At 73.6% G+C, this 26,438-nt stretch carries 21 protein-coding genes and 1 pseudogene; 12 read left to right on the top strand and 10 right to left on the bottom strand.

The features are described from left to right. Positions 1–24: 24 nt before the first annotated feature. Together ACZ499_RS38200 and ACZ499_RS38195 are read left to right on the top strand one after the other, a co-directional pair. On the top strand, positions 25–1,767 hold the full coding sequence (locus tag ACZ499_RS38200) for an ABC transporter ATP-binding protein (protein WP_468681561.1): 1,743 nt from the start codon (positions 25–27) through the stop codon (positions 1,765–1,767). Between the two features lie 398 nt (positions 1,768–2,165). Then, positions 2,166–3,203, top strand: a pseudogene (locus ACZ499_RS38195) (ATP-binding cassette domain-containing protein); the annotation flags it as partial. A 213-nt stretch (positions 3,204–3,416) separates the two neighbouring features. On the opposite strand, the gene ACZ499_RS38190 reads toward ACZ499_RS38195, so the two are convergent. Beyond that, positions 3,417–4,025: a LuxR C-terminal-related transcriptional regulator gene (locus tag ACZ499_RS38190; RefSeq protein WP_468681559.1), complete on the bottom strand. Its 609-nt coding sequence runs from the start codon at positions 4,023–4,025 to the stop codon at positions 3,417–3,419. Between the two features lie 267 nt (positions 4,026–4,292). Further along, positions 4,293–4,916, bottom strand: a complete 624-nt coding sequence (locus ACZ499_RS38185) for a TetR family transcriptional regulator (RefSeq protein ID WP_468681556.1) — start codon at positions 4,914–4,916, stop codon at positions 4,293–4,295. A gap of 264 nt (positions 4,917–5,180) precedes the next feature. On the opposite strand from ACZ499_RS38185, the gene ACZ499_RS38180 reads away from it, so the two are divergent. The 4 genes from ACZ499_RS38180 to ACZ499_RS38165 all read left to right on the top strand — a co-directional run bounded on the left by ACZ499_RS38180 (position 5,181) and on the right by ACZ499_RS38165 (position 9,698). After that, on the top strand, positions 5,181–6,506 hold the full coding sequence (locus ACZ499_RS38180) for a glycosyltransferase family 4 protein (protein WP_468681554.1): 1,326 nt from the start codon (positions 5,181–5,183) through the stop codon (positions 6,504–6,506). A gap of 115 nt (positions 6,507–6,621) precedes the next feature. Beyond that, positions 6,622–7,365 (top strand): class I SAM-dependent methyltransferase, encoded by a 744-nt coding sequence (locus tag ACZ499_RS38175; protein ID WP_406344794.1) that lies wholly within the window; start codon positions 6,622–6,624, stop codon positions 7,363–7,365. Further along, the gene (locus ACZ499_RS38170) at positions 7,362–8,456 is read left to right on the top strand and encodes a prenyltransferase/squalene oxidase repeat-containing protein (RefSeq protein WP_468681552.1); all 1,095 of its coding nucleotides are present in this window, start codon (positions 7,362–7,364) and stop codon (positions 8,454–8,456) included. Before ACZ499_RS38175 ends, ACZ499_RS38170 begins: the two co-directional genes overlap by 4 nt. Positions 8,457–9,125: 669 nt before the next feature. Further along, a complete protein-coding gene (locus ACZ499_RS38165; RefSeq protein WP_468681549.1) occupies positions 9,126–9,698 on the top strand; it encodes a hypothetical protein in 573 nt (190 codons plus the stop codon). Positions 9,699–9,722: 24 nt separating this feature from the next. Here ACZ499_RS38165 and ACZ499_RS38160 read toward each other — a convergent pair whose 3' ends face one another. From ACZ499_RS38160 to ACZ499_RS38145, 4 genes are all read right to left on the bottom strand, one after another. After that, positions 9,723–10,733, bottom strand: a complete 1,011-nt coding sequence (locus ACZ499_RS38160) for an LLM class F420-dependent oxidoreductase (protein ID WP_468681546.1) — start codon at positions 10,731–10,733, stop codon at positions 9,723–9,725. A 172-nt stretch (positions 10,734–10,905) separates the two neighbouring features. Next, a complete protein-coding gene (locus ACZ499_RS38155; RefSeq protein WP_468405705.1) occupies positions 10,906–11,733 on the bottom strand; it encodes a hypothetical protein in 828 nt (275 codons plus the stop codon). Positions 11,734–11,919: 186 nt separating this feature from the next. Next, complete coding sequence (locus ACZ499_RS38150; protein WP_468681544.1) at positions 11,920–12,879, bottom strand: N-acetylmuramoyl-L-alanine amidase; 960 nt, start codon at positions 12,877–12,879, stop codon at positions 11,920–11,922. Positions 12,880–12,956: 77 nt separating this feature from the next. Then, entirely contained in the window at positions 12,957–13,604 is a 648-nt protein-coding gene (locus ACZ499_RS38145) for a class I SAM-dependent methyltransferase (protein WP_468681542.1), read from the bottom strand. Between the two features lie 163 nt (positions 13,605–13,767). Here ACZ499_RS38145 and ACZ499_RS38140 point away from each other — a divergent pair, with 163 nt between their 5' ends. From ACZ499_RS38140 to ACZ499_RS38130, 3 genes are all read left to right on the top strand, one after another. Next, on the top strand, positions 13,768–15,936 hold the full coding sequence (locus ACZ499_RS38140; protein WP_468681539.1) for an acyl-CoA dehydrogenase: 2,169 nt from the start codon (positions 13,768–13,770) through the stop codon (positions 15,934–15,936). Between the two features lie 12 nt (positions 15,937–15,948). Further along, a complete protein-coding gene (locus ACZ499_RS38135) occupies positions 15,949–17,136 on the top strand; it encodes a thiolase C-terminal domain-containing protein (RefSeq protein WP_468681537.1) in 1,188 nt (395 codons plus the stop codon). A gap of 725 nt (positions 17,137–17,861) precedes the next feature. Further along, positions 17,862–19,283, top strand: coding sequence for an MFS transporter (locus ACZ499_RS38130; RefSeq protein ID WP_468681534.1), 1,422 nt, complete (start codon positions 17,862–17,864; stop codon positions 19,281–19,283). 4 nt (positions 19,284–19,287) lie between these two features. Here ACZ499_RS38130 and ACZ499_RS38125 read toward each other — a convergent pair whose 3' ends face one another. The 4 genes from ACZ499_RS38125 to ACZ499_RS38110 are packed head-to-tail and all read right to left on the bottom strand — an operon-like array spanning position 19,288 to position 22,853. After that, the gene (locus ACZ499_RS38125) at positions 19,288–19,893 is read right to left on the bottom strand and encodes a response regulator (protein WP_468405693.1); all 606 of its coding nucleotides are present in this window, start codon (positions 19,891–19,893) and stop codon (positions 19,288–19,290) included. Positions 19,894–19,918: 25 nt separating this feature from the next. Beyond that, positions 19,919–21,184 carry a sensor histidine kinase gene (locus tag ACZ499_RS38120; protein ID WP_468681532.1) on the bottom strand — a complete coding sequence of 422 codons (1,266 nt, stop codon included), beginning with the start codon at positions 21,182–21,184 and terminating at the stop codon, positions 19,919–19,921. Positions 21,185–21,189: 5 nt separating this feature from the next. Beyond that, complete coding sequence (locus tag ACZ499_RS38115; protein ID WP_468681530.1) at positions 21,190–21,915, bottom strand: ABC transporter permease; 726 nt, start codon at positions 21,913–21,915, stop codon at positions 21,190–21,192. Next, on the bottom strand, positions 21,915–22,853 hold the full coding sequence (locus ACZ499_RS38110; protein ID WP_468681528.1) for an ABC transporter ATP-binding protein: 939 nt from the start codon (positions 22,851–22,853) through the stop codon (positions 21,915–21,917). The genes ACZ499_RS38115 and ACZ499_RS38110 overlap by 1 nt, the downstream gene beginning before the upstream one ends. A gap of 415 nt (positions 22,854–23,268) precedes the next feature. Between ACZ499_RS38110 and ACZ499_RS38105 the strand changes: the two genes are divergently transcribed. From ACZ499_RS38105 to ACZ499_RS38095, 3 genes are all read left to right on the top strand, one after another. Continuing rightward, the gene (locus ACZ499_RS38105) at positions 23,269–24,123 is read left to right on the top strand and encodes a MaoC/PaaZ C-terminal domain-containing protein (RefSeq protein WP_468681526.1); all 855 of its coding nucleotides are present in this window, start codon (positions 23,269–23,271) and stop codon (positions 24,121–24,123) included. 61 nt (positions 24,124–24,184) lie between these two features. After that, positions 24,185–25,261 (top strand): Zn-dependent alcohol dehydrogenase, encoded by a 1,077-nt coding sequence (locus tag ACZ499_RS38100; protein ID WP_468681523.1) that lies wholly within the window; start codon positions 24,185–24,187, stop codon positions 25,259–25,261. Between the two features lie 21 nt (positions 25,262–25,282). Beyond that, positions 25,283–26,245, top strand: coding sequence for a 3-oxoacyl-ACP reductase (locus ACZ499_RS38095; protein ID WP_468681521.1), 963 nt, complete (start codon positions 25,283–25,285; stop codon positions 26,243–26,245). Positions 26,246–26,438 lie beyond the last annotated feature (193 nt).

Raw genomic sequence — 26,438 nt, 5'->3', positions numbered from 1 at the left:
CCGTGATCGATCCTGATCAACCGTGTGACGTGGCCCCGGGCGGATCTGCTCTCCGCCCGGGGCCTGCGCGCCCCGGAGGGTCCCTTGGCTCCACGCCCCTTTCTCCGCGAGACCGTCCGGTACGGCGCGGCACCCGCCGCCCTCGTCCTGCTGCTGACCACGGCCCTCGCCGGGGCGGGCCTGGCCCTGCCGTGGGCCCTCGGCCGCACCCTCGACCTGCTGCTCGGCGACGAGCGGGCGGATGCGGGACCCTGGCTCGCGCTGTGCGCGGCGCTCACCGGCGCGACCGTCCTGCTCGGCGCCCTCGACGGCCTGGTCACCGCGACCGCCAACGCCCGTACCACCGCGTGGATACGCGACCGGGTACTGCGCCACGTCCTCGCGACCGGGCCGCGCGCCGCCCTCCCCGAGGGCGACCTGGTGGCCCGGCTCGTCGGCAACGCGGCCCAGGCCGGACCCGTGCCCGCCACCCTCGCCGCCACGCTCGCCGCCGTGCTCACCCCGGTCGGCGGCCTGGTGGCGCTCGCCCTCACCGACGGGTGGACGGCCCTCGCGCTGCTCGCCGGGATGCCCGTACTCGCCCTGCTGCTACGGGTGTTCGTGCGTGCGTCCGGCGATGTGGGCGCCGCCTATCTGCGCGCCCAGGGCGAGATCGCCGGGCGGCTCACCGAGGCGGTGGAGGGCGCCCGCACCATCGCGGCCGCCGGAACCGCCGAACGCGACGCGGCCCGCATCCTCGCCCCCCTGCCCGAACTCTCCCGCCAGGGCTTCCGCATGTGGCGCGTCACCGGCCGCTCCACCGCCCAGGCCGCCGCCCTGCTGCCGCTGCTCCAGCTCACCGTGCTCGCGGTCGCCGGGCTGCGGCTCGCGGACGGCGCGCTGAGCGTCGGCGGGATGCTCGCGGCCTGGCGGTACGCGGTCCTCGCCACCGGCACCGGCGTCCTGGTCGGCCTGCTCAACGGCCTGGTGCGCGGCCGCGCCGCCACCGACCGCCTGGCCGAGGCACTCGCCCCGCCCGCCATGACGTACGGAACGCGCCGACTGCCCGAAGGTGCTGGGGCGTTGGAGTTCCGGAGCGTCTCCACCGGCCCGCTGCGCGAGGTCGACCTGTACGTGCCCGGCGGCGCGGTGACCGCCGTGGTGGGGCGGTCCGGCAGCGGCAAGACGGCCCTGGCGGCGGTCGCGGGCCGGCTCGCGGACCCCGACCGGGGCACGGTCCTGGTCGACGGCGTCCCGCTGCCCGAGCTCTCCCGGGACGCGCTGCGCCGCGAGGTCGGCCACGCCTTCGCCCGCCCCGCGCTGCTCGGCGCGACCGTCGGCGGCACGATCGCGTTCGGCGTCGGCGAACCGGGCCCCGAGGAGGTCAGGGCGGCCGCGCGGGCGGCGTGCGCCGACGAGTTCGTCCGCAGACTGCCGCTCGGCTACGACACGCCCTGCGCCGACGCCCCGATGTCCGGCGGCGAAGCCCAACGGCTCGGTCTGGCAAGGGCGTTCGCGCACTGCGGGCGGCTGCTGATCCTCGACGACGCCACCTCCAGCCTGGACTCCGCGACCGAGCTGAAGGTGTCCCGCGCCCTGCTCGACGAACTGACCCCGGGCACCCGGCTCATCGTCGCCCACCGGGTGACCACGGCCGCCCGCGCCGATCTGGTGGTGTGGCTGGACGGCGGCGGGGTGCGCGCGCTCGCCCCGCACGCGGAGCTGTGGCGGCTGCCCGAGTACCGCGCGGTGTTCGCGGAGGAGGCCGGGTGGGAGGAGGCGGGGTGAGGGGAGACCGGGTGAGGGGAGGCCGGGTGAAGGGGCGCCTGCTGCGGTTCGCGCGCCCCCGGTGGCGGGCGCTGCTCCGGCTCGCCGCCTGGTCGGCGCTGGAGGCGGGGGAGACGTTCCTGCTCGGCTACGCGCTGGCGCGGGCGCTCGACCGGGGCTTCCTCGCGGGCCACACCGGGACCGGCCTCGGCTGGCTCGGGCTCGCGGCGCTCGGCGTGCTGGCCGGGTCGTTCGGCACCGGCCGGGTGCATCTGGCGGTGGCCGCGCTCGTCGAGCCCGTACGCGACGACCTCGTACGCAGGGTGGTGCGCCGGGCGCTGCGGGCGCCGGACGGGGCGGCGGTCTCCCGGCTCACCCACCAGGTGGAGATCGCCCGCGACACGCTCGCCGGTCTGGTGATGGTGTCGCGGACCTTCGTCGTCACGGCGGTGGGGGCGCTGATCGGGCTGCTCTCGCTGGCGCCGGTGCTGCTGCCGGTGGTGGCGCTGCCGCTGGCCGCCGGGCTCGCCCTGTTCCTCGCCACCCTGCGCCCGCTCGCCCGCCGCCAGGAGGTGTTCCTGGCCGCCGACGAGGCGCTGGCCGCCGAACTCGGGCTCGCGGTCGGCGGGTTGCGGGACATCACGGCGGCCGGGGCGCAGGACCGGGTGGCGGCGGACGTACGGGAGCGGATCGACGCCGAGTTCCACGCCTCGCGCGCACTGGCCCGCTGGGGCGTGCTGCGGACCCTCGCCGCCGGGATCGGCGGCCGGCTGACCGTGGTGCTGCTGCTCGCGGCGGCCCCCTGGCTGCTCGACCACGGCGTCACCCCGGGCGCGTTCGTGGGCGCCCTCGCGTACCTCACGCAGTCCCTGATCCCGGCCCTGCAGTCCCTGATGCAGGGCCTGGGCACCTCGGGGGCGCGGCTGTTCGTGGTGCTGCGGCGGCTGACGGCGGACGGGGCGCACGAGGAGGCGCCCGCGCGCCCCGGCGGGGAGCCCGGTCCGGGCGAGGCCGTGCGGCTGCGGGGCGTCACCTTCGCGTACGGGCCGGGGGCGGCGCCCGTCGTCGACGGCCTGGACCTGACCGTGCCCGAAGGCGGGCACCTCGCGGTCGTCGGCCCCAGCGGAATCGGCAAGTCCACGCTGGCCGAGCTCATGGCGGGGGTGCGGGTGCCGGACAGCGGCGAGGTTTTACGCGGCTGCGCGCGGGTCCTGGTGCCCCAGCAGGCGTACGTCTTCACCGACACGGTCCGCGCCAATCTGACCTATCTGTGCCCGGACGGCCCGCCCGGCGACGAGAGCCTGCTCGCCTCCTGTACGGCCGTGGGCGCCCGTGGACTCGTCGACCGGCTCGGCGGGCTCGACGCCACCGTCGCACCGGCCGGACTCTCGGCCGGGGAGCGGCAGTTGATCGCTCTCGCCCGGGCGTACGCGGCCCCCGTGCCACTGGTCCTGCTCGACGAGGCGACCTGCCATCTCGACCCGGCGGCGGAGGCGCGGGCGGAGCGGGCGTTCGCGGAGCGGCCCGGGACGGCCCTGGTGGTCGTGGCACACCGGACCGGCTCGGCACGCCGGGCCCGGCAGGTGCTGATGCTCGGCGGCGCCGGGGTGGAGCGCGGCACGCACGACGAGCTTCTCCAACAGTCCGCGTTCTACCGGGAGTTGACTGGATTACACCCATCCCTCGCCCTGGGAGATGCGGATGGCGTCCACGCGGTTGCGGGCGCCGGTCTTACGGGTGATCGCCGCCATGTAGTTCCGTACGGTCCCGTTGGACAGATGGAGGCTGTGCGCGATGTCCGCGATCGAGGCGCCCTCGGCGGCGAGTGAGAGCACGCTCAGCTCCCGTCTCGTCAGCGGCATTTCGGCCGCCCGCAGGAACCCGTAGCCCAGCGAGTCGTCGATGAACCGCTGGCCTGCGGCGGCCCGTCTTATCGCCGTGACGAGACGCTCCGGAGTGGCGTCCTTGTCGACGTAGCCCAGCGCGTGCGCCTCCACGGCCTGGCGCAGCGGCCCGGGTCTGCTGGCGCTGGCCAGCACGACGAGCCGGGTGCCCCGCGACCCGTTGTGCCGACTCTCTAACTCTCCCAGCGGTGCGATTCCGTACGAGTCGGAACAGTCCAGGTCCACGGCGCACACATCCGGCCGCAGGACCCGCGCGCGGGCGGGTGCGCTGCGCCATGGCGCGTGATGGATCTCGAAGCCCGGTTCACGAGCCAGGCGCTCGGCCAGAGCCGAGCGCATCAGACAAGCATCGTGCACGAGAAGTACCCGGATCACGTTTAAGCCCCCTCCAGCTCCTCGCCTACCGGTTGCCTTCCTTTTGCACGCGAAACATTTCTATCCGGGGCCCGGGGAACGGGAAGCCGGATTATCAGCCACGGGGTGGCATGGGGGCGCGCACGGCGCACAGAGCGGCGCGGAGCGGTGGTGCCCGCAGTATGTGCGCGCCGAACGCAGAGCCGATTCGCCGCGCTGATCAGGCCGGGAGCCGGGTCAGGCCGGGAAGCGAGTCAGGCCGGGAGCAGGGTCAGGCCGGGAAGCGAGTCACGCCGGGAGGCCCTCCGGCGCGGTGAGGTCGATCAGACGGCACACTGTCTCGATGTCGATCTTCACCTGGGCGATCGAGGCCCGCCCCGACAGCCAGGTGATCAGGGCCGAGTGCCAGGTGTGCTCGATCACGCGGACCGCCGAGAGCTGCTGCGGGGTGGGGTGGTCCAGACCCATCGCGTCCAGGATGATCGCGGTGGTCTGGCGGGAGACCGTGTCCACCTCGGGGCTGACCGAGCGGTCGGCGAAGGTGAGCGCGCGCACCATCGCGTCGGCGAGGTGCGGCTCGCGCTGGAGCGCGCGGAACGCCCGCATCAGCGTCTCGGCGACCCGCTCCGCGGCCGAATCACCGGACGGCGGGTGCTTGCGGAGCGTGGAGTGCAGATGCTGGAGCTGGTCCTGCATGGTGGCGACCAGCAGATGGATCTTGGACGGGAAGTAGCGGTAGAGCGTGCCGAGCGCGACCCCCGCGGCCTCGGCCACCTCGCGCATCTGGACCGCGTCGAAGCCGCCCCGGCTGGCCAGCTGGGCGCTGGCGTGCAGGATGCGGCGGCGGCGCGCCTCCTGGCGCTCGGTCAGGGCGGGCGACGCAGGAATGGCTGCTTTGGCTTCCGCTGTCATCTGTCCCGTTCCGTCGTCCGATGCCCGGTGTTCCCCGTGCGGTTCCCACGCCCCTGGCGGCCCGTTTCCGGGGGCACAGCATGGCAGGGGCTCCAGTGGTGGCGCGAATCACCCGTTCCGGCTCTCACACGCGCACTACCTGCCGGTAGATTCGAAGCTTCTTGAGGCTCCTCGGAGAGATCAAGAAGGATCAAGTCTGGAACTTGTTCTAGATTAGCGCGAGCGGTTACGCTCCGGCGAAACGCAGCGATGAAGGGGTCGCGAGTGACCGCAGAGGCCGTAGAGGCAAGCCCCCGCGCAGGGGAGCCGGCCCGTGCGGGCGACCGCCCGCTGCGGATCGCCCTCCTGACGTACAAGGGCAATCCGTTCTGCGGCGGCCAGGGCGTCTACGTACGCCACCTCTCCCGCGAACTCGCCCGCCTGGGACACAGCGTGGAGGTCATCGGCGCACAGCCGTACCCCGTCCTGGACGAGGGCGTGCCGCTCACCGAGCTGGGCAGCCTGGACCTGTACCGCTCGCCCGACCCGTTCCGTACGCCCAAGAAGGACGAGTACCGGGACTGGATCGACGCCGTCGAGGTCGCCACCATGTGGACCGGCGGCTTCCCCGAGCCGCTGACCTTCTCGCTGCGGGCCCGGCGCCACCTCGCCGCCCGCAAGGGCGAGTTCGACGTCATCCACGACAACCAGACGCTCGGCTACGGCCTGCTCGCGGACCTCGGCGCGCCCCTCGTCACCACGATCCACCACCCCATCACCGTCGACCGGCAGCTGGAGCTGGACGCCGCCGGCGACTGGAAGCGGCGCTCCTCGGTGCGCCGCTGGTACGGGTTCACGCGGATGCAGAAGCGGGTCGCCCGCAGGCTGCCGTCCGTGCTCACCGTCTCCGGCTCCTCGCAGCGCGAGATCGTCGAGCACCTCGGGGTCCGCGAGGACCGCATCCGGGTCGTGCACATCGGCGCCGACACCGACCTGTGGTCGCCCGACCCGTCGGTGGCCGAGGTGCCCGGCCGGATCGTCACCACCTCCAGCGCGGACGTACCGCTCAAGGGGCTCGTCTTCCTCGTCGAGGCCCTCGCCAAGGTGCGCGCCGAGCACCCCGAGGCGCACCTCGTCGTGGTCGGCAAACGCGCCGAGGACGGACCGGTCGCGCAGGCCATCGAGAAGTACGGGCTAGGCGACGCGGTCCGGTTCGTCAAGGGCATCACCGACGCCGAGCTGGTCGACCTCGTACGGTCCGCGCAGGTCAGCTGTGTGCCTTCGCTGTACGAGGGGTTCTCGCTCCCGGCCGCCGAGGCGATGGCGACGGCGACACCGCTGGTGGCCACGACCGGGGGCGCCATCCCGGAGGTCGCCGGGCCCGACGGGGAGACGTGCCTCGCGGTGCCGCCGGGCGAGCCGGGCGCGCTGGCCGCGGCGCTGAACCGGCTGCTGGCCGACCCGGAGCTGCGCGCACGGCTCGGCGCGGCCGGGCGGGAACGCGTCCTCGACCGGTTCACCTGGGCCCGGGCGGCCGAGGGCACCGCCGAGCTCTACCGCTCCGCGATCGCCGCGCAGGGCCGCTCCGCGGCCGGAAAGCCCACCGGGTGACCCGGCACCGCCCCGACCCCCGCCACCCCGGCCGCCCAGGCCCCGGCCGCTCCGCGGCCCCCATTCCCGGCCGCTCCGCGGCCTCCGGTCTTTGTTATGTGAAAGGGCAGGCCCCGTGCTGACCGTCGACTTCTCCCGCTTCCCGCTCGCCCCGGGCGACCGCGTGCTCGACCTGGGCTGCGGCGCGGGGCGGCACGCCTTCGAGTGCTACCGGCGCGGTGCGCAGGTCGTGGCGCTCGACCAGAACGGCGAGGAGATCCGCGAGGTCGCCAAGTGGTTCGCGGCGATGAAGGAGGCCGGTGAGGCGCCCGAGGGGGCGACCGCCACCGCGATGGAGGGCGACGCGCTCAACCTGCCCTTCCCCGACGAGTCCTTCGACGTCGTGATCATCTCCGAGGTCATGGAGCACATCCCGGACGACAAGGGCGTGCTCGCCGAGATGGTCCGGGTCCTCAAGCCGGGCGGCCGGATCGCGGTCACCGTGCCCCGCTACGGGCCGGAGAAGGTCTGCTGGGCGCTCTCCGACGCGTACCACGAGGTCGAGGGCGGCCACATCCGCATCTACAAGGCGGACGAGCTCCTGGGCAAGATGAAGGAGGCGGGCCTCAAGCCGTACGGCACGCACCACGCGCACGCGCTGCACTCGCCGTACTGGTGGCTCAAGTGCGCCTTCGGCGTGGACAACGACAAGGCGCTGCCGGTGCGGGCGTACCACAAGCTGCTCGTCTGGGACATCATGAAGAAGCCCCTGGTCACCCGGCTCGCCGAGCAGGCGCTCAACCCGGTCGTCGGCAAGAGCTTCGTGGCGTACGCGACCAAGCCGCACCTCGCGCGCTTCGACAAGGTCGCTGCCAAGTGACCTCACCGGAGCGGACCGAACACCTGGTCCTGCCGGGGGTGCTCACCGCCGCGCAGGCCGCCGCCACGGTGGCCGGCATCCTCGCCGTGCAGCGCGAGGACGGCGCCATACCGTGGTTCCGCGGCCACCACCTGGACCCGTGGGACCACACCGAGGCCGCCATGGCCCTGGACGCGGCGGGCGAGCACGAGGCCGCGGCGCGCGCCTACGAGTGGCTGGCGCGGCACCAGAACGAGGACGGGTCCTGGTACGCGGCGTACCACGACGGGGACTTCGCTCAGATCACCGACCGGGGCCGGGAGACCAACTTCGTCGCGTATGTGGCGGTGGGCGTCTGGCACCACTACCTCGCCACCGGCGACGACACCTTCCTCGACCGGATGTGGCCCGTCGTGTTCGCGGCCGTCGAGTTCGTACTGCGGCTCCAGCAGCCGGGCGGGCAGATCGGCTGGAAGCGCGAGGAGGACGGCTCTCCGGTCACCGACGCGCTGCTGACCGGCAGCTCCTCGATCCACCAGGCGCTGCGGTGCGCGCTTGCCATCGCCGAGCAGCGCGAGGAGCCGCAGCCGGACTGGGAGCTGGCGACGGGTGCGCTCGCGCACGCCGTGGCCGCCCACCCCGAGCGGTTCCTGGACAAGTCCCGCTACTCCATGGACTGGTACTACCCCGTCCTCGGCGGCGCGGTCACCGGCGCCGAGGCGAAGGCGCGCATCGAGTCGCGGTGGGAGGACTTCGTGGTGCCCGGGCTGGGGGTGCGGTGCGTGCTGCCGAACCCGTGGGTGACGGGTGGCGAGAGCTGCGAACTCGCCCTCGCGCTGTGGGTGATGGGCGAGTCGGACCGCGCCCTGGAGATCCTCCAGTCCATCCAGCACCTGCGGGCCGGGGACGGCCTCTACTGGACGGGCTACGTCTTCGAGGGCAACCGGGCGGTGTGGCCGGAGGAGCTCACGACGTGGACGGCGGGGTCGCTGGTGCTGGCGGTGGCGGCGCTGGGTGGTGACGAGGCGACGACGGCGGTCTTCAGCGGCGAGCGCCTGCCGCGCGGGCTCCGTCCCGAGTGCTGCGACAGCCCCTCCCCGCCCGTTCCCTAAACCCTCCGGGGGTGGGTGGGGGGTAGCCCCTGGGTTTCCCGGGGGCTACGCCCCTGCATCCCCGGGCGGGGCCTGCATCCCCGGGCGGGGCCTGCGGCCCCTGCACCCCGCCACGGGGCTGCGCCCCCCGATACCCCCGCTGGGGCTGCGCCCTCCGGTACCCCCGCTGGGGCTGCACCCCCGCCCCCGCTTCGGGGCTCCGCCCCGGACCCCGGGCGGGGCCTGCGGCCCGGGCCCCCGTTCGTCTGCAGGCCGTCTGTGGCTGGTCGCGCAGTTCCCCGCGCCCCTGAGGGGCGGGGCCTCCGGCCCCTGCCCCCGCTCCTCAAACGCCGGAGGGGCTGAATTTTCCCGGCCCCCTCTGACTGACCGTCGGCGCCGGACGCCCACCATCCCCCTAAGGGGCGCGGGGAACTGCGCGCCCGGCCCTCACCGGTCCGCAGGCGAACACCGGGCCAAGAAGGGGCGCGGGGAACTGCGCGCCCGGCCTCCACCGGTCCGCAGGCGAACACCGGGCCAAGAAGGGGCGCGGGGAACCGCGTGCCCGGCCCCCACCGGCCCGCAGGCGAATCCCGCACCCCCCGAAGGGCCCCGTCCGGGCTCGCCCGAGTGGCGGTACCTGCGGGGGCGGGTGAGGCTGCCGGGGAGGCCGAAACATCCCCGGAGGTCATCGTGCCCAGTACGCTCCCCTTCCGCCGCATACTCGTGGCGGTCGTCCTGTCCACCACCGTCCTGGTGTCGACGACCGCCTGCGGAGGCGAAACCCAGAGCGCCCACGACAGCCTGACCGTGGCGGAGGCCAGCGCCTCCCCGACCCCGTCCAGCTCCTTCGAGAAGCAGAAGCTCGCCAAGACGCGGTTCGTCGTCAACGCGGGGCTCGCGGCGGGCGCCGCCTACCAGTGGATCGTGAAGCCCTACAGGGCGGGCAAGTTCAAGAAGGGCGCCAAGGGCCGGACGTTCGCCCTGGTCAAGGCCGGTCTGGCCGGCGCCTTCACATACAACCGGCTGAAGGCGGCCGTGAACAACGCCAAGGGCGACCCGCTTCTCTCCAAGGCCGTCGCCCCCCTCAGCTCCGGCATCGACTCGCTCAAGAACCTCGGCTCCAAGCTGCGCAAGGGCGATGCCAACGACGCGGACGTCGGGACGTTCGAGAACGTCATCAACGGGGTCAAGGACGCCGGTAGGAGCGCCGGGGCCGAGGTCAAGGACCAGGTGCCGTCCGCCTCCCAGCTCAGCGGCGGCTGAGCCGGCCCGTCCGGCCCGTCCGGCTCAGCCGTTCAGCTCCGCCAGCACCCGCAGGGTCGTCAGGTCCGGTGATGTGACCAGCAGGTCCGTCACCGGACCCGTGCGCCACGACTCCAGCCGCTTCGCGATCCGTTCGCGCGGCCCGACCAGGGAGATCTCGTCGGCGAAGGTGTCGGGCACCGCCCGTACCGCCTCCTCGCGGCGGCCTTCCGCGAACAGCGCCTGGATCCGGCGGGCTTCGGCCTCGTACCCCATCCGCGCCATCAGATCCGCGTGGAAGTTGCGTGCCGCGTGCCCCATCCCGCCGATGTAGAAGCCGAGCATCGCCTTCACCGGCAACAGCCCCTCGGTCACGTCGTCGCAGACGTGCGCCCGGACCATGGGGGCGACGGTGAAGCCCTCGGGCGCCCCCGCCAGCGACGCCTCGTACGCGTCCAGTCGCGTCGGCGACCAGTACAGCGGCAGCCAGCCGTCCGCGATCCGGGTCGTCTGCGCGATGTTCTTGGGGCCCTCGGCGCCGAGCAGCAGCGGCAGGTCCGCCCGCAGCGGATGCGTGATCGGCTTGAGCGGCTTGCCGAGGCCGGTGCCGTCCGCGCCCGGGTACGGGTGCGCGTGGAAGCGGCCGTTCAGCTCCACCGGCGCCCCGCGCCGCAGCACCTGCCGGATCACCTCCACGTACTCCCGCGTCGCCGTCAGCGGGCTGGACGGGAACGGCCGTCCGTACCACCCCTCCACCACCTGCGGCCCCGAAAGCCCGAGGCCGAGCATCACGCGGCCGCCGGAGAGGTGGTCGAGGGTCAGCGCGTGCATGGCGGTCGCGGTGGGGGTGCGGGCCGCCATCTGCGCGACGGCCGTGCCCAGTCGGATACGGGAGGTGTGCGCGGCGATCCAGGTCAGCGGCGTGAACGCGTCCGACCCCCACGCCTCCGCCGTCCAGACCGAGTCGTACCCGAGCCGCTCGGCCTCAAGGGCCAGCTCCAGATGCCGGGGGTCCGGCCCCCGCCCCCAGTAGCCCAGTGCGAGTCCCAGCCGCATAGCGAGAGCCCCTGTCCGTAGAGATATCTGACGGAACGTCAGGGGAGCGTACGGGAACGGCCCCCCGCCCGAAAGGGGCGAGGGGCCGTAGATGCCATGCGGTGGCGCCCCTATGGGGCGCGGGGAACTGCGCGACCAGCCACACACGGTCCGCAGCCGAAGCAACCAGCGACTAACCCCGCTGGATACCCGTCGTGTCCTGAAGAACCCCACGACGGCCGTCCTGCGTCTGCGCGACCAGTGCCGCACCACGCTGCTCCACCGCCAGGTACCACGTGCCGGGCGCGAGTTCCGCGATCGGCGTGGGGGAGCCGTCCTCCGGGTACAGCGGACGGGCCACCGGAACGGCGAACCAGAACGGGGCGAAGTCGCCCGCCGCGGCGCCGGCCGCGGGCTGCGGCTGGGCCGGGGCGCCGGGCGCCGGGGTCTGGCCGCCCTGACTCGGGTCGGGGCTCGCGGCACCGTAGGGCTGGGGCTGCGGCTGGGCGCCGCCCGGGTAGCCGTAGCCGCCCGCGGGCTGCGCGCCGTAGGGCTGGGCGCCGTACGGGGCCATGGCCGGGCGCGGGGCGCCCATCAGCGGGGCCTTGAGCGCGGCGACCATCGGACCGGCCACGGCGCCCGCGGCGAGCACCAGCGTGGCGATCAGGCCGAGGATCATGCCGGCCCCGGCCTTGTCCATGTCGATGATGGTCCAGAACGCGGTCCACGCCGAGAAGATCGTGAACGCGGTGCCGAACTGGCCCAGGTCGATGCCGGCGATCTTCTTCGGCTGCGGCAGCGAACGGGCCACCACGATGAGGACCGCTCCGATGATGCCGGCCAGGAACATGCTCATCAGCAGGCCCAGCGAGTCCCAGGCGTTCGGCAGGTCGAGCTTCGGGCAGTACGTACCGGAGCACGAATTGCCGACCGAGTAGAGATCGAGGAACGAGGCGATGAACAGCACCACCGCTGCTCCGATCACCACGCCGTCGCCTCGCGTGAGGGAGCGGATGTTCACGTAAATAGTCCTTTTGGGTCGTCTCGTCGGGGCGGTCATCGCTGCCGCCGGTGTACGTGCACACGGCGCGAAGCACGGGGGTGGTTCCCCACCCGGAGAAGAATCTATCGTCTGACCGGGTGGTAAGTCCCCTCGGTGCTCAGACCGTGACCGACCCGCAGCCGACCGCTCCCGTCGGCGAACCCGTCACTTCTGCAGGAAGCTGCTGATCCCGTCCGTGATGCCCTGGGCTGCCTTCTGCCGCCAGTCCGCGCTCGTCAGCAGGGCCGCGTCGCCCGTATCCCGCATGTTCCCGCACTCGATGAACACCTTCGGCACGGTCGACAGATTGAGCCCGCCGAGGTCCTGGCGGACGTCCAACCCGGTGCCGTCGCCCACGTAGTTGGAGGGCGGCATGCCCGTGGCGTGCACGAACTTCCCCGCGATCCTCACACCCAGCTCACGCGAGGGGGCCACGATCGGGGCGGTGTTCGCCTTCCCCGCGTTCACCAGGGCGGGCAGGATCACATGGAAGCCGTGGTTGCCCTCGTCCGCGCCGTCGGCGTGCACCGAGACGACCGCGTCCGCCTTCGCCCGGTTGCCGATCGCCGCCCGCTCGTCCACGCACGGGCCGAACGGCCGGTCGTTGTCCTGGGTGTACGTGACGGTCGCGCCCAGCTTCTCCAGGAGCGCCCGGATGCGGTGCGAGACGTCCAGGGTGAACGCGGCCTCGGTGTACCCGCCTTGCGTGTCGGTGCCGGTGGTGTCGCACTCCTTCTTGTTCGTCCCGATGTCGACCTGGCGGTTGATCTCGGCCGCGTGCTTGAAGTTGCTCGGGTTGTGCCCCGGGTCGATCACCACGACGCGTCCGGCGAGCGGCCCGGTGGGCCGGGCCGACTGGGTGGAGGCCGAGGCGGACGGCGACGGGGTCGCCGTCACGGTCACGGTCGGCGGCTTCGCGGTCCCGTTCCCCGAGGGCGGCACGGCCGGCCCACTCGGCAGCGGCAGCACCTTCGGCGGCTTGTCGTCCTGGCCGCCGGAGCCGCCCATGGCCTGCCACACCAGCCATCCGGCCAGGGCGGTCGGGACCAGCGCGGCGGTCACGACGACGAGGTTGCCGCGCAGACGGCGCCGGGCAGGGGTGGGGGACTCACTGTCGTACGACACGCAGCGATGCTAGCGGGGGAGGTCCGCGGGGGCGTGGTTCCCACGTGCGCCGAAGGGGTGCACTGCGGTGTGCGCCGTCACACCCCGGCGCGCGTGCGGCGCAGGACGCGCAGCGAGTCGGTGGCCGAGACCTCGGTGAACGCGCCGGAGGCGAGGGCGCGCAGATAGACGCGGTACGGGGCCTGGCCGGTGAACTCGTCGACCGGGTCGGGGAAGACGTCGTGGATCACCAGGAGACCGCCCTCGGCGAGGTGCGGGGCCCAGCCCTCGTAGTCCCCGGTGGCGTGCTCGTCGGTGTGTCCGCCGTCGATGAAGACGAGCCCCACCCGGCCGCCCCAGACCCGCGCCACCTGCGGCGAGCGCCCCACGACCGCGATCACGTGGTCTTCGAGGCCCGCCTTGTGCAGGGTGCGGCGGAAGGTGGGCAGGGTGTCCATCAGGCCCACCTCCGGGTCGACCACGGTCGCGTCGTGGTACTCCCAGCCGGGCTGCTGCTCCTCGCTGCCCCGGTGGTGGTCGACGGTGACGGCGACGGTCCCGGCGGCGCGGGCGGCGTCGGCGAGCAGCAGCGTGGAGCGGCCGCAGTAGGTACCGACCTCCAGGAGCGGCAGGCCGAGCGCGCCCGCCTGCGCGGCCGCGTCGTAGAGCGCGAGCCCCTCGCGTACGGGCATGAACCCCTTGGCGGCCTCGAAGGCGGCGAGGATCTCCGGCTTGGGTGTCGCCATGGCAGGGCTCCTGTGGGTCGTGAGCGGGTGCGGATCGTGTCTCCGGGGTGGCGCCACATCGTAATCCCCGCCGAACCGGCCACTGATCTGACCTTCCGTCAGATTGGAACGTGTTCTAGTCTGTCGCCGTTCCAGTGGCGGCCGCGGCGGCGGAGGAGTGCGCATGGGCATCGGAATCACCCGGGAGCACCGGGAGCTGGCCGAGGCGGTACGCGGCCGGCTGGCGCGGGCCGTGCCGGCCGAGGAGGTGCGCAAGCTGCTCGACGCGTCCGCCGGGGACAACGCCCGCCCGCCGTACTGGGACGCGCTGGCCGAGCAGGGCCTGCTCGGGGTCCACCTGGGCGAGCGGTACGGCGGCGGGAGCCTGCTGGAGCTCGCGGTGGTCCTGGAGGAGGCGGGCAGGGGCGCGCTGCCCGGCCCGTACCTGTCGAGCGTGCTCGCGGCGGCGGTCCTTGAACGGGCCGGGGACGCGGAAGCGGCGGGACTGGTCGATGAGATCGCGACCGGGCGCCGGACCGCCGCCGTGGCGCTCGGCCCCGGGAGCCTCGCCGCCGTACGGGACCCGGCGGGCTGGACGCTCGACGGGGTCGCGCCGCCCGTCCTCGCCGGGGCGCAGGCCGATCTGCTGGTCCTGGCCGCACGGGCGGGCGAGGAGACGCTGTGGCTGGCGGTGGACGCGGCGGACCTGGACGTACGGGCGCACGCCGGCGCCGATCCGACGCGCCCCACCGCCGAGGTCGCCGCGCACGGCCTCACGGTCGCGGGCGGCCGGGTGCTCGCCGTGGACCCCGCGCTCGTACGTGACCTCGCGGCCGTCCTCTTCGCCGCCGAGGCGTGCGGCACCGCCGCCCGGGCGCTGGAGACGGCGGTCGCCCACGCCAAGGTGCGCGAGCAGTTCGGGCGGCCCATCGGGCAGTTCCAGGCGGTCAAGCACCTCTGCGCGGACATGCTGGTCCGGGTCGAGCGGGCCCGCGCGCTGGTGTGGGACGCGGCGCGGGCGGCGGACTCGGAGCGGGCCGAGGTGCGCGGCCTGGTCGCCTCGCTTGCGGCGGCCACCGCCCTGGACGCCGCGTTCACCTGCGCCCAGGACTGCGTTCAGATCCTCGGCGGCATCGGCTTCACCTGGGAGCACGACGCCCATCTGCATCTGCGCCGCGCCCTGGTGGCCCGCCAGCTCCTCGGCGCCGGGGACGCCCACCGGCAGCGGGCCGTCCGGCTCGCCGGGGCCGGGGCGCGCCGGGAGCTGCGGCTCGAACTGCCCGAGGAGGCGGAGGCGTTCCGGGGCCCGGCGCGGGAGGCGGCGGAGTCCGTACGCGGCCTCGACCCGGCGGCCGCCCGGCGCGCCCTCGCCCCGACCGGCTATGCCGCACCGCACCTGCCCCCGCCGTACGGCCTGGGCGCGGACCCGGTCCAACAACTGGTAGTCCAGGAGGAGTTGAGGGCGGCCGGGGTGAAGGTCGCCGAGCTGGGGATCGGCGCCTGGGTGGTGCCGTCGCTGCTCGCGTACGGGACGCGCGAGCAGCAGGAGCGCTTCCTGCTGCCGACCCTGCGCGGGGACCTGCTGTGGTGCCAGCTGTTCTCGGAGCCGGAGGCGGGCTCCGACCTGGCGAGCCTGCGGACCCGGGCCGAGCGCACCGACGACGGCTGGCGGATCACCGGCCAGAAGGTGTGGACGAGCGCGGCCCAGTGGGCCGACCACGGGATCCTGCTCGCCAGGACCGACCCCGAGGCCCCCAAGCACGAGGGCCTGACGTACTTCCTGGTCGACATGAAGCACACGCCGGGGATCGACGTACGCCCGCTCCGCGAGATCACCGGCGACGCGCTCTTCAACGAGGTGTACTTCGACGGGGCGCCCCTGCCGCACGACGCGGTCGTCGGCGAGCCGGGCGGCGGCTGGCGGGTCGCCCGCAACACCCTGGGCAACGAACGCGTCCACATGGCCGACCAGTTGACCTTCGACACCGGCCTGGAGGCGCTGCTGGCCCGCGCCGACGGCCTGGACGGCTCGTACCGCGCCCGGATCGGCGCGCTGGCAGCCGAGGCGCACGCGCTCGCCTGCATCGGGCTGCGCACCACGATGCTTCAGGTGTCGGGCCTGGAGCCCGGCGCGGGCGCGAGCGTGCGCAAGCTCGTCCAGACCGCCCACCAGCAGAAAGTGGCCGACCTCGCCCTGGAGCTGCTCGGCCCGGCGGGCGCGGCGGCCGAGGGCCCGGCGCAGCGGGCCGTCCACGGCTATCTGATGTCCCGCTGTCTGACCATCGCGGGCGGCACCACCCAGGTCCAGCTCAATGTCGTGGCCGAGCGGATCCTCGGCCTGCCGCGAGACTGAAGGAGTACGGATGTGAAGAGCTTTGTGGCCGGTGTCGGCATGACGAAGTTCGAGAAGCCCGAGTCGCGGGAGTGGCAGTACTGGGACATGGCACGGGAGGCCGGGACGGCGGCGCTGGCGGACGCCGGGATCGCGTACGGGCAGGTGGAGCAGGTCCTGGCGGGCTACTGCTTCCAGCCGTCGACGGCGGGCCAGCGGGCGGCGTACGAACTCGGTCTGACCGGCGTCCCCGTCCACAACGTCAACAACAACTGCGCGACGGGCGCCGGCGCGCTGATGCTGGCGCGGCAGCTGGTGGAGGGCGGGGCGAGCGAGTGCGTCCTTGCGCTGGGCTTCGAGAAGATGAAGCGGGGCGCGCTGGGCGGCGGCGCGGACGGCGGCGACTTCGCGACGTCCCCGGTGGCCCGCCACTACTCCGTCATGGCCGCCGCCCACGGCTTCGAGATGAGCCCGCCGACCGCGCAGATCTTCGGCAACGCGGCGCGTGAGCACATGGAGCTGTACGGGACGACCGAGGCGCAGCTGGCGGCGGTCGGCGCGAAGAACCACCGCCACTCGGTGAACAACCCGAACGCGCAGTTCCAGGTGGACTACTCGGTGGCGGAGGTACTCGCCTCGAAGGAGATCCACCGCCCTCTGACCAAGCTCCAGTGCTCTCCGACGTCGGACGGCGCGGCGGCGGCCGTCGTCGTCTCCGAGCGCTTCGCCGCCGAACACGGCCTGGAGGAGCGGGCGGTGGAGATCGTCGCCCAGGCGATGACGACGGACACGGAGGAGTCGTTCGCCTCCGGCCGGTGCATCGACGTGGTCGGCGCGGGCATGTCGCGGGCGGCGGCGCGTCTCGTGTACGAGCGCTCCGGCCTCGGCATCGAGGACGTCGACGTGATCGAGCTCCACGACTGCTTCTCCATCAACGAGCTGCTGACGTACGAGGCGCTGGGGATGTGCGGGGAGGGGGAGTCCGGGAAGCTCGTGGAATCCGGGGCGACGACGTATGGGGGCCGGTGGGTGGTGAACCCGTCCGGGGGGTTGATCTCCAAGGGGCATCCGCTGGGGGCGACGGGGCTTGCGCAGGTGGGGGAGCTGGTGGCGCAGTTGCGGGGGGAGGGGGGTCGGCGGCAGGTGGAGGGGGCGGCGGTGGGGCTGGCGCACAACATCGGCTTGGGGGGAGCGGCAGTGCTGACGCTCCTACGGAGGTAGCCCCCCACCCCGCCCGTTCCCTGAACCCTCCGGGGGTGGGTGGGTGGTTGAGGTGGTTTCCCGGGGGCTGCGCCCCCGGACCCCTTCGCGGGGCCTGCGGCCCCTGCACCCCGCTCACGGGGGCTGCGCCCCGGCACGCCCGCTGGGGCTGCGCCCCTGCACCCCTCTCGCGGGGCCTGCGGCCCCGGTACCTCCGGCGGGGCCTGCGGCCCCGGTACCTCCGGCGGGGCCTGCGGCCCCGGTACCTCCGGCTGGGGCTGTGCCCCCGGTACCCCCGGTACCCCCGGCTGGGCCTGCGCCCCCGGTACCTCCGGCTGGGGCTGCGCCCCCGGTACCTCCGGCTGGGGCTGCGCCCCCGCCCCCGCTTTCGGGGCTCCGCCCCGTACCCCGCTCCTCTGCAGGCCGCCTGTGGCTGGTCGCGCAGTCCCCGCGCCCTTAAAAGGCAGAACAGGGCCCCGCCACGTTTCAGCCCTCCGGCGCTTGAGGAGCCGGGGGGCAGGGAGCGAAGCTCCCGCCCTTCAGGGGCGCGGGGAACTGCGCGACCAGCCCTCCAACCACCCGCAGACAAACGAGGGGGTCGGGGTGCAGGGGCCGCAGGCCCCGCTCGGGGGTCCGGGGGCGTAGCCGCCGGGGAAGCCGCCTCAACCCCCAACCCGGCTGCCTGCCAAGGGCTTTAGGGAAGGGGCGGGGTGGGGAATCGAACCCCCGGCTGCAAACATGGCCGCATGGTCCAAGCGCCCCCAGACACCGCCGCCATACCCACCCGGACGAACAACACCCGCACCTGGCTCGTCCTGCTCGCCGCCTGCGCCGGGCAGTTCCTCGTCGTGCTCGACGTCTCCGTCGTCAACGTGGCCCTGCCCTCGATGCGGACCGGACTCGGGATGACCCCGACCGGGTTGCAGTGGGTCGTCAACGCCTACTCCATCGCGTACGCCGGTTTCATGCTCCTCGGCGGCCGCGCCGGAGACCTCTTCGGGCGCAAGCGCATGTTCCTCGTCGGGCTCGGCCTGTTCACCGCCGCCAGCCTCGCCGGCGGGCTCGCCCAGGAAGGCTGGCAGCTGCTGCTGGCGCGCGGCGTGCAGGGACTCGGCGCCGCAGTACTCGCGCCGTCCACCCTCACCATCCTCACCGCCGCCGTCCCCGAGGGGGCGGCCCGTACCAGGGCCATAGGCACTTGGGCGGCGGTCGGCGCGGGCGGTGGCGCGGCGGGCGGGCTCGTCGGCGGGGTGCTCACCGACACGCTGTCGTGGCGCTGGGTGCTGCTCATCAACGTGCCCGTCGGCGCCCTCGTCCTCACCGGCGCCACCCTGTGGATCACGGAGAGCCGCGCGGCCACCCGCAACCGCCTGGACCTGCCGGGCGCGGTCGCCGTCACCGGCGGGCTCGCGGTCCTCGCGTACGGCATCGTGCAGACCGAACAGGCCGGCTGGACCGCGCCGCAGACCCTCGCCACGCTGCTCGGCGGGCTCGCGCTGCTGGGCGCGTTCCTCGTCGTCGAGACGCGGGCGGCGGCGCCGCTGATGCCGTTGCGGCTGCTGCGGCTGCGGGCGGTGTCGTCGGCCAACGTGGTGATGTTCGCCTGCGGCTCGGCCACCTTCTGCACCTGGTACTTCATGACGCTGTACGCCCAGAACGTCCTCGGCTACACCCCGCTGGGCGCCGGACTCGCCCTCATTCCCAGCTCGTTGAGCATCGTCCTCGGCGCCAAGATCGCACCCCGGCTGATGCCGGTGACCGGGACCCGCAACCTCACCGTCATCGGCGTCCTGATCGCCGCCGCCGGGTTCGGCTGGCAGTCCACGATGCACGCGCACGACCCGTACTGGATGGCGATCCTGGTGCCCGGCGTGCTGATGATGACCGGCGCGGGCCTCGCGACGACGCCGCTCGCCTCCCTCGCCACCTCCGGCGCCGCGCCGGGCGAGGCCGGGCTCGTCTCCGGGCTGATCAACACCTCCCGCACGATGGGCGGCGCGCTCGGCCTCGCCATCCTGTCGACCGCCGCCACCGCCCGTACCGGCGACTCGCTGACGCCCGAGGCGCTCACCGACGGCTACGCGCTCGCCTTCCGCACCGGCGGTTTCGTCCTGCTCGCGAGCACGGTGGTCGCGCTGGTGTGGCTGCCCAGGAGCACGAAGCGCTGACCGCTCAGAGCCAGCCCTGCTGCCGTGCCGCCCGCACCGCCTCCATGCGGTTGCGGGTGCTCGTCTTGCCGATCGCCGACGAGAGGTAGTTGCGTACCGTCGACTCCGACAGGTGCAGCTTCCCGGCGATGTCGGCGACGGTCGCGCCGTCCACCGAGGCGTTCAGGACGTCCCGCTCCCGCGCGGTCAGCGGGTTCGCGCCCGCGCTGAGCGCGGCCGCGGCGAGCGCCGGGTCGATCACCGTCTCGCCGCGCAGCACCCGCCGGATCGCCTCGGCCAGGTCCTCCACCGGCCCGTCCTTCACCAGGAACCCGGCCGCGCCCGCCTCCATCGCGCGCCGCAGATACCCGGGCCGGCCGAACGTGGTGAGGATGAGCACCCGGCAGTCGGGGCACTCCTCGCGCAGCTCGGCCGCCGCGTCGAGGCCGCTGAGGCCCGGCAGTTCGATGTCCAGGAGGGCGACGTCGGGCCGGGCGGTGAGCGCCTCGGCCACGATCCGGTCGCCCGCCGACACCTGGGCGACCACCTCGATGTCCTCCTCCAGGCCGAGCAGCAGGGCCAGAGCGCCGCGCATCATGCCCTGGTCCTCGGCGAGCAGGACTCTGATCATGCCGTTCTCCCCATCGTGCCGGTGGTCATCCCCGTGCGACCCCGCGTTCCGTCTCCAGCTCCGCTTCGAGCTCGGCGTCGAGCGGGTCGACGGGGAGCCCGGCGGTCACCTGGAAGCCGCCGCGCGGCCCGGGGCCCGCTTCGAGTGAGCCGCCGGCCGCCGCGAGGCGTTCGGTGAGACCCTTCAGACCCGTGCCGCCGATGCGTGGACCGGGGGCGACGGGCTGTTCGGATGGTACGCCGCGCCCGTCGTCGGTGATCTTCAGCCGTACCCGTCCGGGCGTGCCGTCGACCACGATCTCGCAGCGGGCCGCGCCGCTGTGCCGTACGACGTTGGTGACCGCCTCCCGTACGACCCAGCCGAGCAGCGCCTCCACCTGCGAGGGCAGCGGCGGGCCCGACTGGCGTACCACCGGCTCCACTTCGGCCGCCAGGAGCGCCGAGCGGGCCCGGTCCAGCTCGGTGCCGAGGCTGCCCTCGCGGTAGCCGGTGACGGCCTCGCGGATCTCGGTGAGCGCCTGGCGGCCGACCGACTCGATGTCGGCGACCTGGCCGAGCGCGGCGTCCAGGTCGCGCGGGGCGAGGCGGCGGGCCGCCTCCGACTTCACCACGATCACCGAGAGCGTGTGGCCGAGCAGGTCGTGCAGGTCCCGGGAGAAGCGGAGACGTTCCTTCTCCACCGCGGTACGGGCCAGCTCCTGGCGGGTGTCGCGCAGTTCGCGCACGGTCTGGGAGAGCGAGAGGACCGCCGCCGTCACCATGCCGGAGAGGAACGTGCCGTACGCGATGGTCACGTTGTCCCACACCTCGCCGGCCTCCATGCCGGAGATGGCGCCCGCCGAGGCCGCCAGGACCAGGATCGTCAGGCCGAGCCGGCGGTCCCGCAGCACCGCGCCGCAGGCCAGCGCGAGCAGCGGGAAGAAGAACAGCCAGGTGCCGCCGTAGGCGATCGTGAGGCCGTAGGTGATCGCGGCCATCGCGGCCAGGACCACCAGCGTCGTCCGGCTCTCCCGCTTCTCCTTGACGAAGGCGCGGAAGGAGATCGTGATGTAGAGCGAGTTGAAGGCCAGCAGACCCGCGCCGCCGATCCACGGGTTCGGGGTCCTGCCCTCGACCAGGTTGGAGAACGCGCCCAGGCCCATCAGGAGCCAGGGCAGCAGGGTGTAGCCGCTCGCCGGGGGGCCGGGGAGGTCGGCGTCGCGGTCGCATGGCGAAGACCGCTCCGGCTTGTGTCTCGTCAGCTCCGGCAGCTTCGGCAGGAGTCGTGCCACTGTCTCGTTCTCCCCGTTCATCAGGCTCACACCGTCCTCGCGGACCGTCGGTAGGAGACCACGGCGTACGAGCCGAACGCCAGCAGCCAGGCGCCGAGCACCGCGACCGTCCCGAGCCCGGGGGCCGAGCCGTGCGAGACGGCCCAGCCGAGCTCCGCGAACCGGTGGGCCGGGGTGTACGCGGCGAGGGAGGCGAGCCAGTCGGGGAAGGAGGTGAGCGGGAACCACAGCCCGCCGATCACCGCGAGCCCCATCAGGCACGCCGTATTGACCACGCCCATGGCCTGCGGGCTGAGCCGGTAGCCGTTGCCGAGGCCCAGCAGGGTGAAGGGGAGCGCCCCGGCCCACAGGAGCAGCGCGAGCGCGGCCCACTGCCAGGCATCCAGGCGTACGCCGTTGACGAGCGCGCCCGCCGCGAGCACCGCGAGGACCGCGGGCAGCACGGTCGCGGAGCCGCTGACCGCACGGCCCGCCACCACCCGGGACGGCGCCAGCGGGGTGATCCGCAGCTGGCGCAGCCAGCCCGCGGTCTTGTCCGAGGCCACTCCCGTACCGGCGTTCAGGGACGCGCCGAGCGCGCCGTACGCGGCCATGCCGACCATCGAGGCGGCCTTCCAGTCGGCCGAGTCGCCGCCCCCCGAGCCGATGTTGGTGAAGAGCAGATACATGAGCACCGGCATTCCGATGCCGAAGATCACGAAGGACGCGTCGCGGAAGGTGCGCCGGATTTCGAGCGCGATGTAGGCGTGCATCAGACGGTCTCGCTTTCGCGTACGGTCGCGCTTCCGCGTACGGAACCGACGGTCGAGGTGAGGGAGAGGAACGCGTCCTCCAGGCTGGCCGGGGCGACTTCGAGGCCCCGGACCGCGCCGCGCCGGGCGAGCTCCACGACCGTGGCGTCCGAATCGTCCGTACGCAGCCGGGCGCGGTCGCCGCGCACCTCCACCGAGACCACGCCCGGCAGCGCCGCCAGGCCCGCGCTGGAGCCGCCCGCCAGGTCGAAGCAGACCAGGCTGCCGCCCGCCGCCCGCTTGATCCGTTCGCCGGGGCCGTCGGCGACGACGCGGCCCTGGTCGACGACCACGATCCGGTCGGCGTTGCCGTCCGCCTCCTCCAGGTAGTGGGTGGAGAACAGCACGGTGTTGCCCCGGCCCGTGTAGGTGCGCATCGCGTCCCAGAACGCGCGGCGTGCCTCCACGTCGAGCGCGGCGGTCGGCTCGTCCAGGACCAGCAGCGCGGGCGCCCCGGCGATCGCCACCGCGAAGCGGACGCGCTGGGCCTGGCCGCCGGAGAGCTTGTCGACCCGGCGGTCCGCGAACTCGGCGAGCCCGGCGAGCGCGAGCGCCTCGCCGGCGGGCATCGGATGGGGGTAGGTCGAGCCGACGAACGCGACGAGCTCCCGTACGGTGACGCGGGGGATCGGCCGGCCCTCCTGGAGCATCGCCCCGGCGAGCCCGGCCCGTACCGCGTGCTCGGGCCTCTGCCCGAAGAGGCGCACCTCGCCCGCGTCCGGCTCGTCCAGGCCGAGCAGGAGGCCGATCGTGGTGGACTTTCCGGCGCCGTTGCGGCCGAGGAGGGCGACGGTCTCGCCCCGGCGGATGTCGAGGTCCATGCCGTCTACTGCCCGTACGGGGCCGTATGCCTTGACCACGCCTTCGAAGTGCACGGCGCTGTGTGCTGTCTGCGTCATGTCTCTGACCGTACGAAGCGGGCCCCTGCGTTCGGCAGATGTTCTTGTACGGGGTTCGGTGGGACAAATGTCCCGGTGGTTCGTTCGGGTGCGGGCCGGCGGGGGCTGATCGCGCAGTTCCCCGTGCCCCTGAAGGGCGGGGCCTGCGGCCCCTGCCCCATCAGCACCGGGCACCCACAGTCCCCCAGGGGCGCGGGGAACTGCGCGAGCCACCCGCGAACCGCAGTCCATCGCGAAGCTGACGGCGCGTCAGAAGTGTTCCCAATCCCATGGTGCTGCGTTATACATAGGGGCCATCGAGCCCTAGAACGCGTTCTAGAACCGGCGTCCGGAGCCGGTCCCGCACGACCTCGGTGCGGCCGACGGTGCGGACGGCCGCGCCGAGGTCTTCCCACCTCCAAGGAGCAGGCCCCGTATGCCCATTGACGTCGCGAAGGCGCTCGCCGCCGAGCCCCGGTCCACCGAGATCGTCTGGGACCACAAGGACATCCAGCTCTACCACCTGGGACTCGGGGCGGGCGTCCCGGCGACCGACCCCGACGAGCTGCGGTACACCCTGGAGTCGAGGCTGCACGTGCTGCCCTCCTTCGCCACCGTCGCGGGCGCCGGCATGGGCGTGGTCGGCGGGCTCTCGGCGCCCGGCATCGAGGTCGACCTCGCGGCCGTGCTCCACGGCGGCCAGGGCATCGTCCTGCACCGCCCGATCCCGGTACGGGGCAAGGCCGTCTCCACCTCCAAGGTGGCCGCCGTCTACGACAAGGGCAAGGCCGCCGTCCTGGTACTGCGCACCGAGGCCGCCGACGCGGAGGGGCCGCTGTGGACCAGCGACGCCCAGATCTTCGTACGCGGCGAGGGCGGCTTCGGCGGCGAGCGCGGCCCCTCCGCCCGCACCGAGCAGCCCGACCGCGCCCCCGACCACACCGTCGAGCGGAAGGTGCGCGAGGAGCAGGCGCTGCTCTACCGGCTCTCCGGCGACTGGAACCCGCTCCACGCCGACCCCGACTTCGCCGCGCTCGCCGGATTCGACCGGCCGATCCTGCACGGGCTCTGCACGTACGGCATGACGCTCAAGGCGGTCGTCGACACCCTGCTCGGCGGCGAGGTGGCCCGCGTCCGCTCGTACACCACCCGCTTCACCGGGGTCGTCTTCCCCGGCGAGACCCTGCGCATCCGGATGTGGGCCGGTCAGGGCCGCGTCCAGGTGTCGGTGACGGCCGCCGAGCGGGACGACGCGCCGGTGCTCTCCGACACGCTCGTCGAACACGTCTGAACCGCCTCAACACCGCCTCATCCAAGGCTCATCAGAAGGCTCATCAGAGGGGAGCCGCACCATGCGCGCAGCCGTACTGCACGAGATCGGCCAGGACAAGCTCGATGTGCTCGACGACGTCGAGGCGGTGGGTTTCGGACCTGGGAAGGTGAGGATCCGGATCCGGGCGACCGGGCTCTGCCACTCCGACATCTCCGCGATGAACGGGGTGCTCCCGCAGCCCGCCCCCTTCATCCCCGGCCACGAGGGCGCGGGCGAGATCCTCGACGTCGGCGACGGGGTCACCTCGCTCGCCCCGGGCGACCGCGTGCTGGTGTGCTGGCTGCCCGCCTGCGGTGTCTGCCCGTCCTGCAAGCGCGGCCAGACCCATCTCTGTCTCGCCGGGTTCATGAACGCGGGCACCCCCAACTTCAAGCGCCCCGGCGGCGACCTCTTCGGCTTCGCGGGCACCGGCACCTTCGCGGAGGAGGTCGTGGTCGCCGCCGGGTGCGCGGTCCCGATCCCCGACGACGTGCCGTACGAGATCGCCGCGCTCATCGGGTGCGGGGTGACCACCGGGCTCGGCGCGGCCATCAACACCGCGAAGGTGGAGGCCGGTTCGTCGGTCGCGGTCATCGGCTGCGGCGGGGTCGGCGTCTCCGCCATCCAGGGCGCCAGGGTGCAGGGCGCGGCGCAGATCGTCGCCGTGGACCCGGTGGCCTCCCGGCGCGAGGCCGCGCTCACCTTCGGCGCGACCGAGGCAGTCTCGCCCAGCGAACTCGACGACGCCAGGCAGCGGATCACCGGCGGCGAGGGCTTCGACTACGTCTTCGAGGTCGTCGGCAAGTCCGCCACCACCCGCACCGCCTACGGGGCGACCCGGCGCGGCGGCACCCTGTGCGTGGTCGGCGCGGGCGCCATGGACGACTTCTTCCAGGTCAACATGTTCGAGCTGTTCTTCGACGAGAAGCGCATCCTGCCCTCCCTGTACGGCGGCGGCGATGTGCTGCGGTCCTACGAGCGGGCCGTCGCGCTGTGGCGGGCGGGCCGGATCGACCTGGAGGGCCTGATCACCCACCGGGTGCCGCTCGCCGCGGTCAACGACGCGCTCGACCAGATGCGCACGGGCGAGGCCCTGCGTACGAGCATCTCCCTGTGAACCCGAGAGGAGCCGACCGGCATGGCAGCACTGCCCCTTGAAGGCCTGTCCGCGATCGTCACCGGCGCCGGGCGGGGCCTGGGCCGGGCCGAGGCGCTCGAACTCGCCCGGCTCGGCGCGTCCGTCGTCGTCAACGACTTCGGGCAGCCGGGCCGGGACGGCTCCGGCGAGGCCTCGGCCGGGCCCGCCGAGGAGGTCGCCGCCGAGATCCGCGCGGCGGGCGGCACGGCGGTCGCCCACACCGGCGACGTGGCCGACCACCAGCAGGCCCGCGAGCTGGTCGGACTGGCGGTCGCCACGTACGGGAAGCTCGACGTCCTGGTCAACAACGCGGGCATCCTGCGGGACCGGATGATCTTCTCGATGACCGAGGCCGAGTGGGACGCGGTGATCCACGTCCACCTCAAGGGCCACTTCAACACCACGCACTTCGCCGCCGCGCACTGGCGTGAGCGGTCCAAGGCGGCGGGCGGCCCGGTCTACGGCCGGATCGTCAACACCTCCTCGGAGGCGTTCCTCGCCGGGTCGGCCGGACAGCCCAACTACGCGGCCGCCAAGGGCGGGATCGTGGGCCTGACCACCTCCACGGCCCTCGCGCTCGCCAAGTACGGGGTCACGGCCAACGCCATCTGCCCGCGTGCCCGCACCCGGATGACCGAGGACGTCTTCGCGGCCATCTCAGCGAATCCAGGCAGCGAGGAGCCGGGGGAGGGGCAGCTCGACCCGCTGGCGCCCGAGCATGTGGCGCCGCTCGTCGGCTATCTGGCGTCCCCGGCGGCCGGCCGGGTCAACGGCCAGCTGATGGTGGTGCACGGCGGGATGGTCGCGATCGTGGAGCGCCCCAGGGTGGCCGCCAAGTTCGACGCGGCCAAGGAGACGTTTGGGTTTGAGGAGTTGGATGGGCTGCTCGGGCCGTACTTCGCTTCCCGGCCCGCCGGGGAGACGTTCGGCGCCGCCGAAGTGCTGGGGTTGAAGCGGGGCTGACTCGTTTGTCTGCCGGGTGCGGGCCGTCTTGGACTGGTCGCTCCCCCAAGTTCTCGGCTTCGCTCGAACAGGCTCGAACAGGGGGACCCCCATCGTGGCGGAGCCGCAGATGTCACAGCCACGCGCCCCTAAGTGGCCGGGGGGGGGGGGGGGCGGCGCGCCCTGCCCCTATACCCGGCCGCATCCTTCTCTT

It is taken from the genome of Streptomyces sp. NPDC031265, assembly GCF_055570295.1.
This window is presented reverse-complemented; position numbering and strand designations above follow the sequence as displayed.

Bases quoted from the DNA above. Each gene is read 5' to 3' on its own strand.
- ACZ499_RS38185 (WP_468681556.1), bottom strand. From the start codon at position 4,916: ATGACAGCGGAAGCCAAAGCAGCCATTCCTGCGTCGCCCGCCCTGACC.
- ACZ499_RS38160 (WP_468681546.1), bottom strand. From the start codon at position 10,733: ATGCGGCTGGGACTCGCACTGGGCTACTGGGGGCGGGGGCCGGACCCC.
- ACZ499_RS38145 (WP_468681542.1), bottom strand. From the start codon at position 13,604: ATGGCGACACCCAAGCCGGAGATCCTCGCCGCCTTCGAGGCCGCCAAG.
- ACZ499_RS38140 (WP_468681539.1), top strand. From the start codon at position 13,768: ATGGGCATCGGAATCACCCGGGAGCACCGGGAGCTGGCCGAGGCGGTA.
- ACZ499_RS38130 (WP_468681534.1), top strand. From the start codon at position 17,862: ATGGTCCAAGCGCCCCCAGACACCGCCGCCATACCCACCCGGACGAAC.
- ACZ499_RS38125 (WP_468405693.1), bottom strand. From the start codon at position 19,893: ATGATCAGAGTCCTGCTCGCCGAGGACCAGGGCATGATGCGCGGCGCT.
- ACZ499_RS38120 (WP_468681532.1), bottom strand. From the start codon at position 21,184: ATGAACGGGGAGAACGAGACAGTGGCACGACTCCTGCCGAAGCTGCCG.
- ACZ499_RS38115 (WP_468681530.1), bottom strand. From the start codon at position 21,915: ATGCACGCCTACATCGCGCTCGAAATCCGGCGCACCTTCCGCGACGCG.
- ACZ499_RS38110 (WP_468681528.1), bottom strand. From the start codon at position 22,853: ATGACGCAGACAGCACACAGCGCCGTGCACTTCGAAGGCGTGGTCAAG.
- ACZ499_RS38105 (WP_468681526.1), top strand. From the start codon at position 23,269: ATGCCCATTGACGTCGCGAAGGCGCTCGCCGCCGAGCCCCGGTCCACC.
- ACZ499_RS38100 (WP_468681523.1), top strand. From the start codon at position 24,185: ATGCGCGCAGCCGTACTGCACGAGATCGGCCAGGACAAGCTCGATGTG.
- ACZ499_RS38095 (WP_468681521.1), top strand. From the start codon at position 25,283: ATGGCAGCACTGCCCCTTGAAGGCCTGTCCGCGATCGTCACCGGCGCC.